Origin of the sequence: Pseudomonas entomophila, assembly GCF_018417595.1 — a bacterium.
In the GTDB taxonomy this organism is placed as follows: Bacteria; Pseudomonadota; Gammaproteobacteria; order Pseudomonadales; family Pseudomonadaceae; genus Aquipseudomonas; species Aquipseudomonas entomophila_C.
On record NZ_CP070982.1, the window covers coordinates 1 to 16,354 of the forward strand.

Genomic DNA, 16,354 nt, shown 5'->3' on the forward strand with positions numbered 1-16,354 from the left:
GTGTCAGTGGAACTTTGGCAGCAGTGCGTGGAGCTTCTGCGCGATGAACTGCCTGCCCAGCAATTCAACACCTGGATCCGTCCGCTACAGGTCGAAGCCGAAGGCGACGAGTTGCGCGTCTATGCGCCCAACCGCTTCGTGCTCGACTGGGTTAATGAAAAGTACCTGGGTCGTCTGCTCGAGCTGCTGGGCGAACACGGCAATGGCCTCGCGCCCGCTCTGTCTCTATTAATAGGCAGCCGCCGCAGCTCGGCACCGCGCGCCGCCCCCAACGCGCCAGTCAGTGCGGCGGTCGCCGCGACCATGGCGCAGCAGACACAACAGGCCGCGCAGGTCGTGGTTCCGAGTGAACCTATCGTCGTGCCGGTGGCTGAGCCTGTGCTGAACGAGGTAGAAGAGCCGTCCAGCCGGGACAGCTTCGACAGCATGAGCGATACGGGTTCGGCGCCAGCGGCCAGCGGCCGTGCCGAACAGCGCACCGTGCAGGTCGAAGGGGCGCTCAAGCACACCAGCTACCTGAACCGCACCTTCACCTTCGAAACCTTCGTGGAAGGCAAGTCGAACCAACTGGCGCGCGCCGCCGCCTGGCAGGTCGCCGACAACCCCAAGCACGGTTACAACCCGCTCTTCCTTTATGGCGGTGTCGGCTTGGGTAAGACCCACTTGATGCACGCTGTGGGTAACCACCTGCTCAAGAAGAACCCGAACGCAAAGGTGGTCTACCTGCATTCCGAGCGTTTCGTCGCCGACATGGTCAAGGCGCTGCAGCTCAACGCCATCAACGAGTTCAAGCGCTTCTACCGCTCGGTCGACGCACTGCTCATCGATGACATCCAGTTCTTCGCCCGCAAGGAGCGTTCGCAGGAGGAGTTTTTCCACACCTTCAACGCCCTGCTCGAAGGTGGCCAGCAGGTGATCCTCACCAGCGACCGCTACCCGAAGGAAATCGAAGGCCTGGAAGAGCGCCTGAAGTCGCGTTTCGGCTGGGGACTGACGGTGGCCGTCGAGCCGCCGGAACTGGAAACCCGCGTGGCGATCTTGATGAAGAAGGCCGACCAGGCCAAGGTCGAGCTGCCGCATGATGCCGCGTTCTTCATCGCCCAGCGCATCCGCTCCAACGTGCGTGAACTCGAAGGTGCCCTGAAGCGGGTAATTGCCCACTCGCACTTCATGGGCCGCGATATCACCATCGAGCTGATCCGCGAATCGCTCAAGGATCTGCTGGCGCTGCAGGACAAGCTGGTCAGTGTGGATAACATTCAGCGCACCGTGGCCGAGTACTACAAGATCAAGATCTCCGATCTGCTGTCCAAGCGTCGGTCGCGCTCCGTGGCGCGACCACGCCAGGTGGCCATGGCGTTGTCGAAAGAGCTGACCAACCACAGTCTGCCTGAGATCGGCGACATGTTCGGCGGCCGCGACCACACCACCGTGCTGCACGCCTGCCGCAAGATCAATGAATTGAAGGAATCCGACGCGGACATCCGCGAGGACTACAAGAACCTGCTGCGCACGCTGACGACCTGATGGCCGTCTGCGCAGCTAATTGAAGGCAAGGGACTAGACCATGCATTTCACCATTCAACGCGAAGCCCTGTTGAAACCCCTGCAACTGGTCGCCGGCGTCGTCGAGCGCCGCCAGACCTTGCCGGTCCTGTCCAACGTCCTGCTGGTCGTGCAAGGCCAGCAGTTGTCGTTGACCGGTACCGACCTGGAAGTCGAACTGGTTGGCCGCGTTCAACTGGAAGAGCCTGCGGAGCCGGGCGAAATCACCGTTCCGGCGCGCAAGCTGATGGACATTTGCAAAAGCCTGCCCAGCGATGCGCTGATCGATATCAAGGTCGATGAGCAGAAGCTGCTGGTCAAGGCCGGTCGCAGCCGTTTCACCCTGTCCACCCTGCCGGCCAATGACTTCCCGACTGTCGAAGAAGGCCCCGGCTCGCTGACCTGCCAGCTGGAGCAGAGCAAACTACGCCGCCTGATCGAGCGCACCAGCTTTGCCATGGCTCAGCAAGACGTGCGTTACTACCTCAACGGCATGTTGCTGGAAGTGTCCCCCGGCACCCTGCGTGCCGTGGCCACCGATGGCCACCGCCTGGCGCTGTGTGCCATGCAGGCACCAATCGACCAGGCTGATCGTCATCAGGTCATCGTGCCACGCAAAGGTATCCTCGAGCTGGCGCGTCTGCTGACCGATCCGGAAGGCACGGTCAGCATCGTCCTGGGCCAGCACCACATTCGTGCCACCACCGGTGAGTTCACCTTCACCTCCAAGCTGGTCGATGGCAAGTTCCCGGACTATGAGCGCGTACTGCCCAAGGGCGGCGACAAGCTGGTAATCGGCGATCGTCAGGCGTTGCGTGAAGCGTTCAGCCGCACCGCGATCCTGTCCAACGAGAAGTACCGCGGTATCCGTCTGCAACTGGCTGCCGGCCAGCTGAAGATCCAGGCCAACAACCCGGAGCAGGAAGAAGCGGAAGAAGAAATCAGCGTCGACTACAACGGCAGCTCGCTGGAGATCGGTTTCAACGTCAGCTACCTGCTGGACGTGCTGGGCGTCATGACCACTGAACAGGTTCGCCTGATTCTGTCGGACTCCAACAGCAGTGCACTGCTGCAGGAAGCTGGCAATGACGACTCGTCCTACGTTGTCATGCCGATGCGTCTGTAACCCATAGCAGGCGACATGTCCCTTCGACGTCTTTCGGTCACCGCGGTGCGCAACCTGCACCCGGTGACCCTCTCACCCTCCCCCCGCATCAACATCCTTTACGGCGCCAATGGCAGCGGCAAGACCAGCGTGCTCGAAGCCGTGCACCTGCTTGGTCTTGCTCGATCATTTCGCAGCACCCGTTTGAATCCGGTCATCCAGTACGAGCAGCAAACCTGCACGGTATTTGGCCAGGTCGAGTTGGCTGAAGGTGGTACGAGCAATCTTGGGGTATCCCGGGAGCGTCAGGGGGAGTTCACTATCCGCATCGACGGACAGAATGCGCGCAGCGCAGCACAGCTGGCCGAAATGCTGCCTCTGCAGTTGATCAACCCAGACAGTTTCCGCCTGCTCGAGGGTGCCCCCAAAGTTCGTCGGCAGTTCCTCGATTGGGGTGTGTTCCACGTGGAACCACGTTTCATGGCGACTTGGCAGCGCCTGCAGAAGGCCCTGCGGCAGCGGAACTCATGGCTGCGGCATGGTACACTTGACGCCGTTTCGCAAGCCGCCTGGGATCGGGAGTTATGCCTCGCCAGTGCGGAGATAGATGAATACCGCCGCAATTACATCAAGGCCTTGAAGCCTGTCTTCGAGCGAACCCTGAGCGAGCTGGTCGAACTGGACGGGCTAACCCTGAGCTACTACCGAGGCTGGGACAAGGACCGGGAACTCTACGAAGTCCTCGCGACCTCTCTGCTTCGTGACCAGCAAATGGGGCACACCCAGGCAGGGCCTCAGCGTGCTGATCTGCGCCTTCGATTGGGTGCGAACAACGCGGCTGACATTCTCTCGCGGGGGCAGCAGAAGCTGGTGGTGTGTGCCCTGCGGATTGCCCAAGGGCACCTGGTCAGCCAGGTCCGCCGCGGTCAGTGTATTTATCTGGTGGATGACTTGCCGTCCGAGTTGGACGAACAGCATCGCCGCGCCCTGTGCCGCTTGCTTGAAGAATTGAACTGCCAGGTGTTCATCACCTGTGTAGACCACGAATTTCTGAGGGAAGGCTGGCAGACGGAAACGCCAGTCGCTTTGTTCCACGTGGAACAGGGCCGTATCACCCAGACCCACGACCATCGGGAGTGAAGGCATGAGCGAAAATCAAACGTACGACTCCTCCAGCATCAAGGTGCTGAAAGGGCTGGATGCCGTACGCAAGCGTCCCGGCATGTACATTGGCGACACCGATGACGGCAGCGGCCTGCACCACATGGTATTCGAGGTGGTCGACAACTCGATCGACGAAGCCCTGGCCGGGCACTGCGATGACATCACCGTCATCATTCACACCGACGAATCCATCAGCGTCCGTGACAACGGCCGTGGCATTCCGGTCGACGTGCATAAAGAAGAAGGCGTATCCGCAGCCGAGGTCATCATGACCGTGCTGCACGCCGGCGGTAAGTTCGACGACAACTCCTACAAGGTTTCCGGCGGCCTGCACGGTGTAGGTGTTTCGGTGGTGAACGCCCTGTCCGAGAAGTTGGTACTCACCGTTCGCCGCAGCGGCAAGATCTGGGAACAGACTTACGTTCATGGTGTTCCACAGGCACCGATGGCCGTGGTGGGTGAAAGCGAAACTACCGGCACCCACATTCACTTCAAGCCTTCGGCTGAAACCTTCAAGAACATTCACTTCAGCTGGGACATCCTCGCCAAGCGCATCCGCGAGCTGTCGTTCCTGAACTCCGGTGTCGGCATCCTGCTGAAGGATGAGCGCAGCGGCAAGGAAGAGTTCTTCAAGTATGAAGGCGGCCTACGTGCTTTCGTTGAATACCTGAACACCAACAAGACCCCGGTCAACTCCCAGGTCTTCCACTTCAACGTCCAGCGTGACGATGGCGTGGGTGTCGAAGTCGCCCTGCAATGGAACGACAGCTTCAACGAAAACCTGCTGTGCTTCACCAACAACATTCCCCAGCGCGACGGTGGTACTCACCTGGTCGGCTTCCGTTCCTCGCTCACCCGCAGCCTGAACAGCTACATCGAGCAGGAAGGCCTGGCGAAGAAGAACAAGGTCGCCACCACCGGTGACGACGCGCGTGAAGGCTTGACCGCGATCATTTCGGTCAAGGTGCCGGACCCCAAGTTCAGCTCGCAGACCAAGGATAAGCTGGTTTCCTCGGAGGTGAAAACCGCCGTGGAACAGGAGATGAACAAGTACTTCGCCGACTTCCTGTTGGAGAACCCCAACGAAGCCAAGGCCGTGGTCGGCAAGATGATCGACGCTGCCCGCGCCCGTGAAGCGGCGCGTAAAGCACGCGAGATGACCCGCCGCAAAGGTGCCCTGGACATCGCCGGCCTGCCAGGCAAACTGGCCGACTGCCAGGAGAAGGACCCTGCCCTTTCCGAACTGTACCTGGTGGAGGGTGACTCCGCGGGTGGTTCGGCCAAGCAAGGTCGTAACCGCCGTACCCAGGCGATTCTGCCGCTCAAGGGCAAGATCCTCAACGTCGAGAAGGCACGCTTCGACAAGATGATCTCCTCGCAGGAGGTCGGTACGCTGATCACCGCGCTGGGCTGTGGCATTGGTCGCGAAGAGTACAACATCGACAAGCTGCGTTATCACAACATCATCATCATGACCGATGCTGACGTCGACGGTTCGCACATCCGTACCCTGCTGCTGACCTTCTTCTTCCGTCAGTTGCCGGAGCTGGTCGAGCGTGGCTACATCTATATCGCCCAGCCGCCGCTGTACAAGGTGAAGAAGGGCAAGCAGGAGCAGTACATCAAGGACGACGAGGCCATGGAAGAATACATGACCCAGTCGGCCCTGGAAGATGCCAGCCTGCACCTGGATGAGTCTGCGCCAGCCGTTTCGGGCGTGCAGCTCGAGGCGTTGGTGAACGAGTTCCGTGCCGTGATGAAGACGCTGAAGCGTCTGTCGCGCCTGTACCCGGAAGAGCTCACCGAGCACTTCATCTACCTGCCGGAAGTCACCCTGGAGCAATTGGCCAACCAGGCCACCATGCAGGGCTGGCTGACCAAGTTCCAGGAGCGCCTGAACAACAGCCAGAAGTCCGGCCTCAGCTATGTGGCCAGCCTGCGCGAAGACAAGGAGCGCAACATCTGGCTGCCTGAAGTGGAGATCACCTCCCACGGCCTGGCCAGCTATGTCACCTTCAACCGAGAGTTCTTCGGCAGCAACGACTACCGCTCGGTGGTCAACCTGGGCGCCAAGCTTGGCACTTTGCTTGGAGAGGGTGCCTACGTTCAGCGTGGCGAGCGTCGCAAGGCGGTCACCGAGTTCAAGGAAGGCCTTGACTGGCTGATGAACGAGAGCACCAAGCGTCATACCATCCAGCGATACAAAGGGCTGGGTGAGATGAACCCGGACCAGCTGTGGGAAACCACCATGGACCCGACCGTGCGCCGCATGCTCAAGGTGACCATCGAGGACGCGATCGCCGCCGACCAGCTGTTCAACACCCTGATGGGTGATGCGGTGGAGCCACGCCGCGACTTCATCGAGAGCAACGCATTGTCGGTGTCCAACCTGGACTTCTGATTAGCGGGCAGTACAAAAAAGCCAATCCCCAGGGATTGGCTTTTTTTTGCCTGCACAAATGTTCCACGTGGAACTATGAGATTCCCAGTGCCTTCAGCCGACGGTACAACGTGCGTTCGCTCATCCCCAGATGATCGGCCAACTCGCTACGGGAGCCATTGAAGGTTTCCAAGGCATGGGCCAGGTCGGCCATCTCATGCTTGCCCCGCCCCCGTGAACCTACTGGCTTTGCTGGCGGGTACATGTCCTCTGGAAGATGCTCAGGACGGATCAGCCCGTCATCCGCGAACAACCGGGCACGCTCCAGGATGTTCCTGAGCTCGCGTATGTTGCCTGGGAAGGTGTGCAGGTTCAGCCGCTCAAGCGCCTCAGGCGTAACCTTTGGCGGGTGTTTGCCAGCCATTCGTTGCAGCAGACTTTCACAGAGCAATGGCAAATCTTCGACCCGTTCGCGCAGTGATGGCAGGCGGATCGGGAACCCGCTGATACGGTAATAGAGGTCTTCGCGGAAGGTCCCTTCAGCAGCCATTTCTTTCAGTGGCTTGTGCGTGGCCGAGACCAGGCGAAAGTCCGAATGGACCGTACGTGTGCTGCCCACCGGACGAAAGCTGCCGGATTCGATCAGGCGCAGTAGCTTCACCTGCATGGCCAGCGGCACTTCCCCAATTTCGTCGAGGAACAGGGTACCGCCATGGGCAGCTTCGGCCAGGCCGATCTTGCGTTGGGTCGCACCGGTGAAGGCGCCCTTCTCATAGCCGAACAACTCACTCTCGAACAATGACTCGGTCAACCCGGTGCAGTCCACCACCACCAGGGGACCATTGGCGCGTGGGCTGCCCAGGTGCAAGGCACGGGCGAACAGTTCCTTGCCGGTACCAGACTCGCCCTGAAGCAATACTGGGATCTGAGCAGGCGCCGCACGCTGCAAACTGGCCACGGCGGCCTTGAAGGCAGGTGCTCGACCAACCAGGCCCTGTTGTTGCGGTTGAGCTGATGCCAGGGTGACGCTGGTCAGGCGCTCGACGAACGCCACCACCCTGCCCTCGTCGTCGAGGATCGGGCGCAGTTCCACATCGACATGTTCCGGGCCGCGGGGGGTGTGATGGATGTGCAGCACGCGCTCGGGCATCTTGCTGTCCAGCGATTTACGCAGCGGGCAGTGTTCACCGGCCTGGTCGCAGGGTACGGCATAGTGGTGCGAGACCCGATGACACTTGTCGCCAATCGGCGCGTGCTCCTCGTTGCCGAACTGGCGACGGTAGGCGGCATTGGCGGCCAGGATGTTGTAGTCGGTGTCCAGCACAATGCTGGGGAGCACATCGTGTTCGAGGTAGGACACCAGCGCGAGGATCGCGGGATGGGAAGCAGCTAGCATGACAGCACCAGATGAAGGACCTGGCGAGGGTAGCAAGGACTGCCAAACACTGCCATCGGCTGACAGTCGACTGCCAGGAACTGTCACCTTTGGCTGACAGACCGGGGGCTGCTGCGCAGCCCATCGCGGCTCAAGGCCGCACCTACAGGGGGCAGCGGTCGTCGAAAAGGTATGGCATGCATCTTGATAACGCACCCTTCACTGCCTATGCCTTCAAGGAGGCCCGGTGGATAACTGGAGAGTGCAATGATCATCGGTAACAACCTTCACGTCGAAGCGTTCTTCGACAAAGCGACCTGGACCATCAGCTACCTGGTCATGGATGGCGAGACGCGCCAGTGCGCGCTGATCGACAGCGTGCTGGACTACGATCCAAAGTCCGGACGCACCTGCAGCCGTTCAGCGGACCAGTTGATTGCCCGCGTCGAGGCGCTAGGCGCCAAGGTGCAATGGCTGCTTGACACCCATGTGCACGCCGACCATCTGTCTGCGGCGGCCTACCTCAAGCAGAAGCTTGGCGGCAGCATCGCCATCGGTGCGCAGATCACCCAGGTGCAGAAAGTCTTCGGGACCTTGTTCAATGCCGGGCCTGGCTTTGCCCGGGACGGCAGTCAGTTTGATGTCCTGTTCGAAGATGAAGAGGGGTTTCGCATCGGCAACCTGCATGCGCGAGCACTGCACACCCCTGGCCATACACCGGCTTGCATGAGCTACATGGTCGAGGACGCAGGCGAGATCGCCGTTTTCGTAGGCGACACCTTGTTCACACCCGACTATGGCACCGCGCGTTGCGACTTCCCTGGCGCCAGCGCGAGAACCCTGTACCGGTCGATCCGTCGCCTGCTCGCCTTCCCTGACCACACTCGCCTGTTCATGTGCCACGACTACCTGCCCGGTGGTCGCGAGCTGCGCTATGAAACCACCGTGGCCGAGCAACGCGCCGCCAACATTCATATCCATGAAGGTGTCAGTGAAGAGAGCTTTGTCGAGATGCGCGAAGCCCGCGACAAAACTCTCGACATGCCGGTGCTGATCCTGCCCTCGGTGCAGATCAACATGCGCAGCGGCCAATTCCCCGAACCTGAAGCGAACGGCGTGAGCTACCTGAAGATCCCGCTGAACAAGCTGTAAGCGTCGCCGCACCTATAACGAAGATCCAAAGGAACATCGCCATGCCTGCCTTGCTGTCCCCTGCCGATACCTCCCGTGCCGACCACCACAAAGTGGTGATCGTCGGCGCCGGTGCCGCCGGCATCGCCACCGCCTCCAGCCTGATCGCCCGTGACCCGTCGTTGGATATCGCCTTGATCGACCCTGCCGAAGTCCACTACTACCAGCCGGGCTGGACCATGGTCGGCGCGGGTGTGTTCAAGGCACCGAGCACAGCCCACACCATGGCTGCGACCCTGCCCCGTGGCGTGCGCTGGATCAAGGCACGGGTCGAAGGTTTCGACCCCCATGGGCAACTGGTGATGCTCGATGATGGCCGTGCCGTCAGCTATGAACAACTGGTGGTCTGCCCAGGGCTGAAGCTTGATTGGAATGCCATCGAAGGCTTGAGCGAAACATTGGGGCGCAACGGCGTCACCTCCAATTACCGGTACGACCTGGCGCCCTACACTTGGCAACTGGTGCAGAAGCTGAAGCACGGCCGCGCCCTCTTCACCCAACCACCGATGCCGATCAAGTGCGCGGGAGCACCGCAGAAAGCGTTGTACCTGTCCTGCGACCACTGGTTGCGCAATGGCCATCTTGGCAATGTCAGGGCCAGTTTCTTCAATGCTGGTGCCGTGCTGTTCGGGGTAGCGGATTATGTCCCGGCCCTGATGAGCTACATCGACAAGTACGCGGTCGACCTCAACTACCAGCATCGCCTGGTGGCGGTGGACGGCCCGAACAAGCGCGCCACCTTCATGCGTACCCTTCCCGATGGCAGCACCGAGACCCGCGTCGAGGCGTTCGACATGCTGCATGTGGTACCGCCGCAAGTGGCTCCGGATTTCATCCGCCAGAGCCCGCTGGCCGACGCCGCCGGCTGGGTGGACGTCGATCCACATACCCTGCGCCATCGCCAGTTCGGCAATGTCCACGCGCTAGGCGACGTGGCCAATACCACCAACGCCAAGACCGCCGCCGCCGCGCGCAAGCAGGCACCGGTGGTGGCCAATAATGTGCTGGTGGCGCTCGGCCGCTTGTCGGCCCTGGCGCAGTACGACGGCTACGGCTCATGCCCGCTGACGGTGGAGCGCGGCAAGATCGTCCTCGCTGAGTTCACCTACGGTGGCAAGGTGGCGCCGAGTTTCCCACGCTGGCTGCTCGACGGACGCAAACCGACTCGCCTCGCCTGGCTGCTCAAGGCCCGGATCCTGCCGCCGCTGTACTGGAAGGCGATGCTCAAGGGCCGTGAATGGCTGGCGCGCCCGCAACCCCTGGTGGTCGAGGCGCAGCAGTGATCGAGCATCAATTGCTGGGGGCTGGGCTCGGCGCGATCATTGGGGCGGTACTGGCCTTGACCGGTGCTGGCGGTGGCATCCTCGCGGTGCCGTTGCTGGTCTTCGGGCTTGGGCTGAGCATGGTCGAGGCGGCGCCGATCGGCTTGCTGGCCGTGGGGTTGGCGGCGGCGGTCGGTGGTGTGTTGGGTTTGCGCCAGGGCCTGGTACGCTACCGTGCGGCATTGTTCATTGCCGTGATCGGTATCGCCTGCGCACCGTTTGGCCTGATGCTCGCGCACCGTTTGCCCAACGCACCGCTGGCGCTGGTGTTCGCCGGAGTGCTGGTCTATGCCTGCCTGCGCATCTGGCGTAAAGCGGTCCGCGAGTTGCGCGGTGAATCGCCCTGCGGTGATCGGCAGATCATGCCCTGCGTGCTCAACCCGCTGCAGGGGCGGCTGCGCTGGACCCTGCCCTGCGCCCGGGCATTGGCGTTCACCGGTATGTTGTCGGGGCTGCTGTCCGGCCTGTTGGGTGTTGGTGGCGGCTTCGTGATCATTCCGGCATTGAACCGCTACACCAACCTGAACATGAAGAGCATCGTCGCCACTTCGCTGGCGGTGATTGCCCTGGTGTCCACCGGCAGTGTGGTCAGCGCCAGCGTGGCGGGCTTGATGCATTGGCGGGTCGGGGCACCGTTTGCCGTGGGCGCGGTAGTGGGCTTGCTGCTGGCGCGGCCATTGGCGAGCAAGCTGGCCGGCCCGCGCCTGCAACAGCTGTTCGCCGTGGTGGGATGTGGCGCCGCGGTGCTGCTGGCCGGCAAGGCACTACTCGGCTAGCAATTCGTCCTGCTCGGCGGCGCACAGCGCCAGCAGGTAGTCCCACACCACCCGCAGGCGTACCGACTTGTGCAGTTCACGACGGGTGCAGATCCAGTAGCTGCGCTGGATGGTTTCGCTGGGCAGCACGCGCACCAGCTTCGGGTCGTGCCTGGCCATGTAGTTGGGCAGCACGGCGATGCCCAACCCGGCCTGGGCGGCGTGCTGCTGGGCGATCACGCTGGTGCTGCGGAACACCACGTTGGGGGCCCGGCAGAAGCTGTTGAGGAACAGCAGCTCCTGGCTGAACAGCAAGTCGTCGACGTAACCTATCCAGCTGTGCCGGGCCAGGTCCTCGCGACTGTGCAGCGGCGGTGCACGGTCCAGGTAGTCCTGGCTGGCGTAGAGCGCCAGGCGGTAGTCCGTGAGCTTGCGGGTGATCAGCAGGTCGGCGTTGGGGCGTTCCAGGTGAATGCTGATCTCGGCTTCGCGGTTGAGGATGCTGACGAAGCGCGGCACGGCCACCAGTTCCACTTCAAGCCCCGGGTAGCGCTGGAACAAGGCTTTCATGCGCGGGGTGAAGAACATGATGCCGATGCCTTCGGTCACCCCCAGGCGAATCTTGCCCAGCGGCGTGATGGCCTGGGTGATCTCCTCCTGCGCCAGCAAGGCAACGTTCTCCATTGCCTCGGCGTGCTTGAGCAGAGCCTGGCCGGAGGGGGTGAGTTCGTAGCCCTGGGCATGCTGGACGAACAGTGCGGTGCCCAGGTGCTTCTCGATGCTCTCGATATGCCGGGCCACGGTGCTGTGGGTGGTATTGAGGCGCTTGGCGGCGCTGAGCAGGCGGCCGCTGCGCTGCAACTCGAGGAAAAACCGCAGATCGTTCCAGTCGAACATGCTGATCCTTGTGCCGTTCATCGGGCCCTTTCGCTGTAGGAACGGCTTTAGCCGCGATCATCCGCGAAGCAGATGGCAGGCACCGCGGAGGCTGCATCGCGGCTGAAGCCGCTCCTACAGGATTAGCGCCGATCATGGGTGCGGCGCTGTGCTAAAACGCACAACGGCTGCGCGAAATCTCGTGTTTCCTCGGCGAAATTAATCAATAAGATGGAGCGGGACAAGAATAATAATCAGGCGCGAGGTTGCACATGCCATCAGCCGATTCTGTCTACGACTACGTGGTCGTGGGTGCCGGACCCGCCGGTTGCCTGCTGGCCAATCGTTTGTCCGCCGACCCTTCGTGTCGCGTATTGCTGCTCGAGGCGGGTGGGCGCGACAACTATCCCTGGATTCACATCCCTGTCGGTTACCTCTACTGCATCGGCAATCCACGCACCGACTGGTGCTTCAAGACCGAGACCCAGCCCGGCCTGAACGGTCGCAGCCTGGGTTATCCACGGGGTAAGGTGCTGGGGGGCTGCTCGTCGATCAACGGCATGATCTACATGCGTGGCCAGGCCGCCGACTACGACCGCTGGGCCGAGCAAGGCAACGACGGCTGGGCGTGGAAGGATGTGCTGCCGTTGTTCATGGCCAGCGAGAACCACTTCGCCGGCGCCAGCGACAGCCACGGCGCCGCAGGGGAATGGCGGGTCGAACAGCAGCGCTACAGCTGGCCGATCCTCGATGCCTTCCGCGATGCCGCCGAGCAGAGTGGCATCGCCAAGGTGGCTGACTTCAACACAGGCGACAACGCAGGCTGTGGATACTTTCAGGTCAACCAGCGCAGCGGTGTGCGCTGGAACTCGGCCAAGGCGTTTCTCAGGCCTGTCCTCAAGCGATCGAACCTCACCGTCTTGACCGGTGTTCAGGTCGACCAGGTGCTGCTCGACAACACCCGCGCCCGGGCCGTGAAGGCCTTGTGGCAAGGCGCCTGGCATGAGTTCGCGGCTCGCCGCGAAATCATCCTGTGTGCGGGCTCCGTCGGCTCGCCCGGCATTCTCCAGCGCTCCGGTATCGGCCCGCGCAAGCTGCTCGAGGAGCTGGGCATCGGTGTGCGCCACGACATGCCAGGTGTCGGCGGCAACCTCCAGGACCACCTGCAGTTGCGCCTGATCTACCAGATCCAGGGTACCCGCACCCTCAACCAGATGGCCAACAGCCTGTGGGGCAAGCTGGGGATGGGCCTTCGCTATGCCTATGACCGCAGTGGGCCGTTGGCCATGGCGCCCAGCCAGTTGGGTGCCTTCGCGCGTTCGAGCCCCGAGCAGGTGACGGCCAACCTGCAATATCACGTGCAGCCATTGTCGCTGGACCGCTTCGGCGAACCGCTGCACCCGTTCCCGGCCTTCACCGCCTCGGTGTGCAACCTGCGCCCGGCCAGCCGTGGTCGAATCGATATCCGTTCGGCGGACATGAACACCGCGCCGCTGATCGACCCCAATTACCTCAGTGCTCCCGAGGACCTGCGCGTCGCCGCCGATGCCATCCGCCTCACCCGGCGTATCGTCCAGGCCCCTGCCCTCGCCGCCTTCGCCCCCCGTGAATACCTGCCTGGCCCTGCCCTGCAGAGCGAGGAGGATTTGCACCAGGCAGCCGGCCAGATCGGCACCACCATCTTCCACCCGGTGGGCACCTGCCGCATGGGCAGTGGGCCGCTGGATGTTGTGGATAACCAGCTGCGCGTTCACGGCATCCCGGGCCTGCGCGTGGCCGACGCCTCGATCATGCCGCAGATCGTCTCAGGCAATACCTGCTCACCCACGTTGATGATCGCCGAGAAGGCGGCACAACTGATCCTCAAGGGGGCCAATACCCAGACCAACCTCAGCGACGCCAGCGCGATACCGACGCCCTGACCCGGGTGTTTGCAACAGCGGCGGCTTGTGAGCGGAGGTCGCCGGCAGTGGAACAACAAGAATAATCACTGTGGCCTGCGGGCCGAGGACAGCAACGATGTCGGATTACATCCAGGAACAGGGCGCGGCGGCGAGCAGCCCCAGCCGCCGTGAAGAGCGCAAGATCATTTTCGCGTCATCCCTCGGGACGGTGTTCGAGTGGTATGACTTTTTTCTCTATGGCGCGCTGGCTGCTGTCATCAGCAAGCAGTTCTTTGCCGGCGTCAATGACACCACCGCCTTCATCTTCGCCTTGATGGCCTTCGCCGCCGGCTTCCTGGTGCGTCCGTTCGGGGCGCTGGTGTTCGGCCGTCTGGGTGACATGATCGGACGCAAGTACACCTTCCTGGTGACCATCGTGCTGATGGGGTTGTCCACCTTTGCAGTGGGCTTGTTACCGACCTATGCCAGTATCGGCATCGCCGCGCCGATTATCCTGGTGGTGTTGCGCATGCTCCAGGGCCTGGCGCTGGGCGGTGAGTATGGTGGTGCGGCTACCTATGTCGCCGAGCACGCGCCTCACGGCAAACGGGGTTTCCACACCGGCTTCATCCAGTCCACCGCCACGCTGGGCTTGCTGTTGTCGCTGACCGTGGTCCTGGCCAGCCGCTATATCAGCGGTGACCAGTTCGAAACCTGGGGCTGGCGCCTGCCGTTCCTGCTGTCGATCGTGTTGCTGGCGATTTCCACCTGGATCCGCATGAGCATGCACGAGTCGCCGGCCTTCGTGAAAATGAAGGCCCAGGGCAAGGTGAGCAAATCGCCGATCCGCGAGTCATTCACTTCCTGGCCCAACCTCAAGGTGGTGCTCACCGCGCTGTTCAGTATCAATGCCGGGCAGGCGGTGACTTTCTACACCGCGCAGTTCTACGTGCTGTTCTTCATGACCCAGATGCTCAAGATGGACCCGGCCCAGGCCAACACGCTGCTGATCATCAGCGTGGTGATCGGCGCGCCGTTCTTCGTGTTCTTCGGTTGGCTGTCGGACCGCGTGGGGCGCAAGCCGATCCTGATGCTCGGCCTGCTGCTGGCGACGGTGCTGTACTTCCCGCTGTTCAAGGCCCTGAGCCATTACGCCAACCCACAGATCGACGCCGCCAGCCGCCAGGCACCGATTATCGTCACCGCCGACCCCAAGGGCTGCACCTTCCAGTTCGACCCGGTGGGCAAGGCGCGCTTCGACAGCCCGTGCGACAAGGTCAAGACGTTCCTGGTCAAGCAGGGCTTGCCCTATAGCTCGGTGAATGTCGGCGGCAGCGAGGTGATCGTCAGCATCGGTGACAAGACCATCAATGGCTTCGACGAGACGGCCATGCGCAGCGCCATCGATGCGGCAGGTTATCCGGCCAAGGCAGACCCGGCGAACGTGAACCAGGTGATGGTGGTGCTGCTGATCGTCGTCATGATCCTGATCGCCACCATGACCTACGGGCCACTGGCGGCGGTGATGGTCGAGCTGTTCCCCACGCGTATTCGCTATACCTCGATGTCCCTGCCCTATCACATCGGTAACGGCTGGTTCGGAGGCTTCCTCCCGACGGTGTCGTTCGCGTTGGTGGTGTATACCGGGGATATCTTCTACGGGCTGTGGTACCCGGTGCTGATCACCGGGGTGAGCCTGGTGGTGGGGATCTTCTGCCTGAAAGAGACCCGGGATGTGGATATCGACAAGGTGTGAGGCCTGTTCGCCGGCAAGCCGGCTCCTGCAGGTATTCGCACGCCACTGATCCTGAGACACAAAAAAACCGGCGTAAAAGCCGGTTTTTTTATCGCGCAAAAAAACTTATGCACGATTTTCAGAAAAACGTCATACAGAGAAATAAATAGCTAATTCAACAGCTTAGCTATGTTCTGACACCCGTAATCCCAAAATTGCTAACAACTTATCCACAGAACGTCAGGCGTGCTGCTGTTCTGGATTTTCCGCCACCGGCGGCAGTGAACCCATGGCTCGCTGAGCCGCCTCGTTCCACGCCTGGGCGCGGTCGTTGAGCTCGGCAATGGCCCGTGGCCCCGTCCCTTCCGGGTACATCGGCGCGCCAATCACCACCTCGATGGTGCCCGGGCGCTTGCCCCAGCCTTCACGGGGCCAGAACTTGCCGGCGTTGTGGGCGATTGGCAGCACCGGCAGGCCGGCATTCACTGCCAGCGCGGTACCACCGCGGGAGAACTTGCCCATCTGGCCGTGGGGCACGCGGGTGCCTTCGGGGAAGATCAGCACCCAGGTGCCCTGCTTGAGCAACTCGTCACCCTGGCTGGCAACCTGGCGCAAGGCCTCCTTCGGGTTCTTCCGGTCGATGGCGATCGGCCGCAGCATGGCCATGGCCCAGCCGAAGAACGGCACGTACAGCAGCTCGCGCTTGAGCACCTGGCTCAGTGGCGAGAAGTATGCCGACAGGAAGAACGTCTCCCAGGTGCTCTGGTGGTTCGACAGGATCACGCACGGCACATCAGGCACATGCTCGGCACCGGTGATCTTGTAGTCGATCCCCAGGATCGTCTTCACCAGGAACAGCGCGCAGCGGCACCAGTACACGTTGATGAACTTGTAGCGCTTGGGGAACGGCAGGAAAGGCGCGACGAAGAAGCTCAGCGAGCACCACAGCAGCGAACTGGTGCCCAACAGCAGGTAAAAAAGAAAGATTCTGATCGCCTGCAGGATCGACATAGTGGCATATAC

The 16,354-nt window shown here is 61.9% G+C and carries 12 protein-coding genes; 9 read left to right on the plus strand and 3 right to left on the minus strand.

Features of this window, described 5'->3' with window-relative positions; genetic code table 11:
* Genes dnaA through gyrB form a run of 4 tightly spaced genes read left to right on the plus strand, consistent with a single transcriptional unit; the run spans window position 1 to window position 6,215 of the window.
* Window positions 1–1,527, plus strand: coding sequence for a chromosomal replication initiator protein DnaA (gene dnaA / locus JYG34_RS00005; protein ID WP_213658976.1), 1,527 nt, complete (start codon window positions 1–3; stop codon window positions 1,525–1,527).
* A 40-nt stretch (window positions 1,528–1,567) separates the two neighbouring features.
* Complete coding sequence (gene dnaN / locus JYG34_RS00010; protein ID WP_011531460.1) at window positions 1,568–2,671, plus strand: DNA polymerase III subunit beta; 1,104 nt, start codon at window positions 1,568–1,570, stop codon at window positions 2,669–2,671.
* Window positions 2,672–2,686: 15 nt separating this feature from the next.
* Window positions 2,687–3,790, plus strand: a complete 1,104-nt coding sequence (recF, locus tag JYG34_RS00015) for a DNA replication/repair protein RecF (RefSeq protein WP_213658977.1) — start codon at window positions 2,687–2,689, stop codon at window positions 3,788–3,790.
* Window positions 3,791–3,794: 4 nt separating this feature from the next.
* Window positions 3,795–6,215 (plus strand): DNA topoisomerase (ATP-hydrolyzing) subunit B, encoded by a 2,421-nt coding sequence (gene gyrB, locus JYG34_RS00020; protein WP_213658978.1) that lies wholly within the window; start codon window positions 3,795–3,797, stop codon window positions 6,213–6,215.
* Window positions 6,216–6,288: 73 nt separating this feature from the next.
* On the opposite strand, the gene JYG34_RS00025 is transcribed toward gyrB, so the two are convergent.
* Window positions 6,289–7,590 (minus strand): sigma-54 interaction domain-containing protein, encoded by a 1,302-nt coding sequence (locus JYG34_RS00025; RefSeq protein ID WP_213658979.1) that lies wholly within the window; start codon window positions 7,588–7,590, stop codon window positions 6,289–6,291.
* Window positions 7,591–7,836: 246 nt separating this feature from the next.
* Here JYG34_RS00025 and JYG34_RS00030 point away from each other — a divergent pair, with 246 nt between their 5' ends.
* Genes JYG34_RS00030 through JYG34_RS00040 form a run of 3 tightly spaced genes read left to right on the plus strand, consistent with a single transcriptional unit; the run spans window position 7,837 to window position 10,858 of the window.
* Window positions 7,837–8,721 (plus strand): MBL fold metallo-hydrolase, encoded by an 885-nt coding sequence (locus JYG34_RS00030; protein ID WP_213658980.1) that lies wholly within the window; start codon window positions 7,837–7,839, stop codon window positions 8,719–8,721.
* 41 nt (window positions 8,722–8,762) lie between these two features.
* Complete coding sequence (locus tag JYG34_RS00035) at window positions 8,763–10,043, plus strand: NAD(P)/FAD-dependent oxidoreductase (protein ID WP_213658981.1); 1,281 nt, start codon at window positions 8,763–8,765, stop codon at window positions 10,041–10,043.
* Window positions 10,040–10,858 carry a sulfite exporter TauE/SafE family protein gene (locus JYG34_RS00040; protein ID WP_213658982.1) on the plus strand — a complete coding sequence of 273 codons (819 nt, stop codon included), beginning with the start codon at window positions 10,040–10,042 and terminating at the stop codon, window positions 10,856–10,858. The genes JYG34_RS00035 and JYG34_RS00040 overlap by 4 nt, the downstream gene beginning before the upstream one ends.
* On the opposite strand, the gene JYG34_RS00045 is transcribed toward JYG34_RS00040, so the two are convergent.
* The gene (locus JYG34_RS00045; protein WP_213658983.1) at window positions 10,847–11,734 is read right to left on the minus strand and encodes a LysR family transcriptional regulator; all 888 of its coding nucleotides are present in this window, start codon (window positions 11,732–11,734) and stop codon (window positions 10,847–10,849) included. The genes JYG34_RS00040 and JYG34_RS00045 overlap by 12 nt on opposite strands.
* A 251-nt stretch (window positions 11,735–11,985) precedes the next feature.
* On the opposite strand from JYG34_RS00045, the gene JYG34_RS00050 reads away from it, so the two are divergent.
* On the plus strand, window positions 11,986–13,635 hold the full coding sequence (locus JYG34_RS00050; RefSeq protein WP_213658984.1) for a GMC family oxidoreductase: 1,650 nt from the start codon (window positions 11,986–11,988) through the stop codon (window positions 13,633–13,635).
* Between the two features lie 97 nt (window positions 13,636–13,732).
* Window positions 13,733–15,352: an MFS transporter gene (locus JYG34_RS00055; protein WP_213658985.1), complete on the plus strand. Its 1,620-nt coding sequence runs from the start codon at window positions 13,733–13,735 to the stop codon at window positions 15,350–15,352.
* A 219-nt stretch (window positions 15,353–15,571) separates the two neighbouring features.
* On the opposite strand, the gene JYG34_RS00060 is transcribed toward JYG34_RS00055, so the two are convergent.
* Complete coding sequence (locus JYG34_RS00060) at window positions 15,572–16,342, minus strand: lysophospholipid acyltransferase family protein (RefSeq protein WP_011531470.1); 771 nt, start codon at window positions 16,340–16,342, stop codon at window positions 15,572–15,574.
* Between the last annotated feature and the right edge of the window lie 12 nt (window positions 16,343–16,354).

Bases quoted from the DNA above. Each gene is read 5' to 3' on its own strand.
- dnaN (WP_011531460.1), top strand. From the start codon at position 1,568: ATGCATTTCACCATTCAACGCGAAGCCCTGTTGAAACCCCTGCAACTG.
- recF (WP_213658977.1), top strand. From the start codon at position 2,687: ATGTCCCTTCGACGTCTTTCGGTCACCGCGGTGCGCAACCTGCACCCG.
- gyrB (WP_213658978.1), top strand. From the start codon at position 3,795: ATGAGCGAAAATCAAACGTACGACTCCTCCAGCATCAAGGTGCTGAAA.
- JYG34_RS00025 (WP_213658979.1), bottom strand. From the start codon at position 7,590: ATGCTAGCTGCTTCCCATCCCGCGATCCTCGCGCTGGTGTCCTACCTC.
- JYG34_RS00030 (WP_213658980.1), top strand. From the start codon at position 7,837: ATGATCATCGGTAACAACCTTCACGTCGAAGCGTTCTTCGACAAAGCG.
- JYG34_RS00035 (WP_213658981.1), top strand. From the start codon at position 8,763: ATGCCTGCCTTGCTGTCCCCTGCCGATACCTCCCGTGCCGACCACCAC.
- JYG34_RS00045 (WP_213658983.1), bottom strand. From the start codon at position 11,734: ATGTTCGACTGGAACGATCTGCGGTTTTTCCTCGAGTTGCAGCGCAGC.
- JYG34_RS00050 (WP_213658984.1), top strand. From the start codon at position 11,986: ATGCCATCAGCCGATTCTGTCTACGACTACGTGGTCGTGGGTGCCGGA.
- JYG34_RS00055 (WP_213658985.1), top strand. From the start codon at position 13,733: ATGTCGGATTACATCCAGGAACAGGGCGCGGCGGCGAGCAGCCCCAGC.
- JYG34_RS00060 (WP_011531470.1), bottom strand. From the start codon at position 16,342: ATGTCGATCCTGCAGGCGATCAGAATCTTTCTTTTTTACCTGCTGTTG.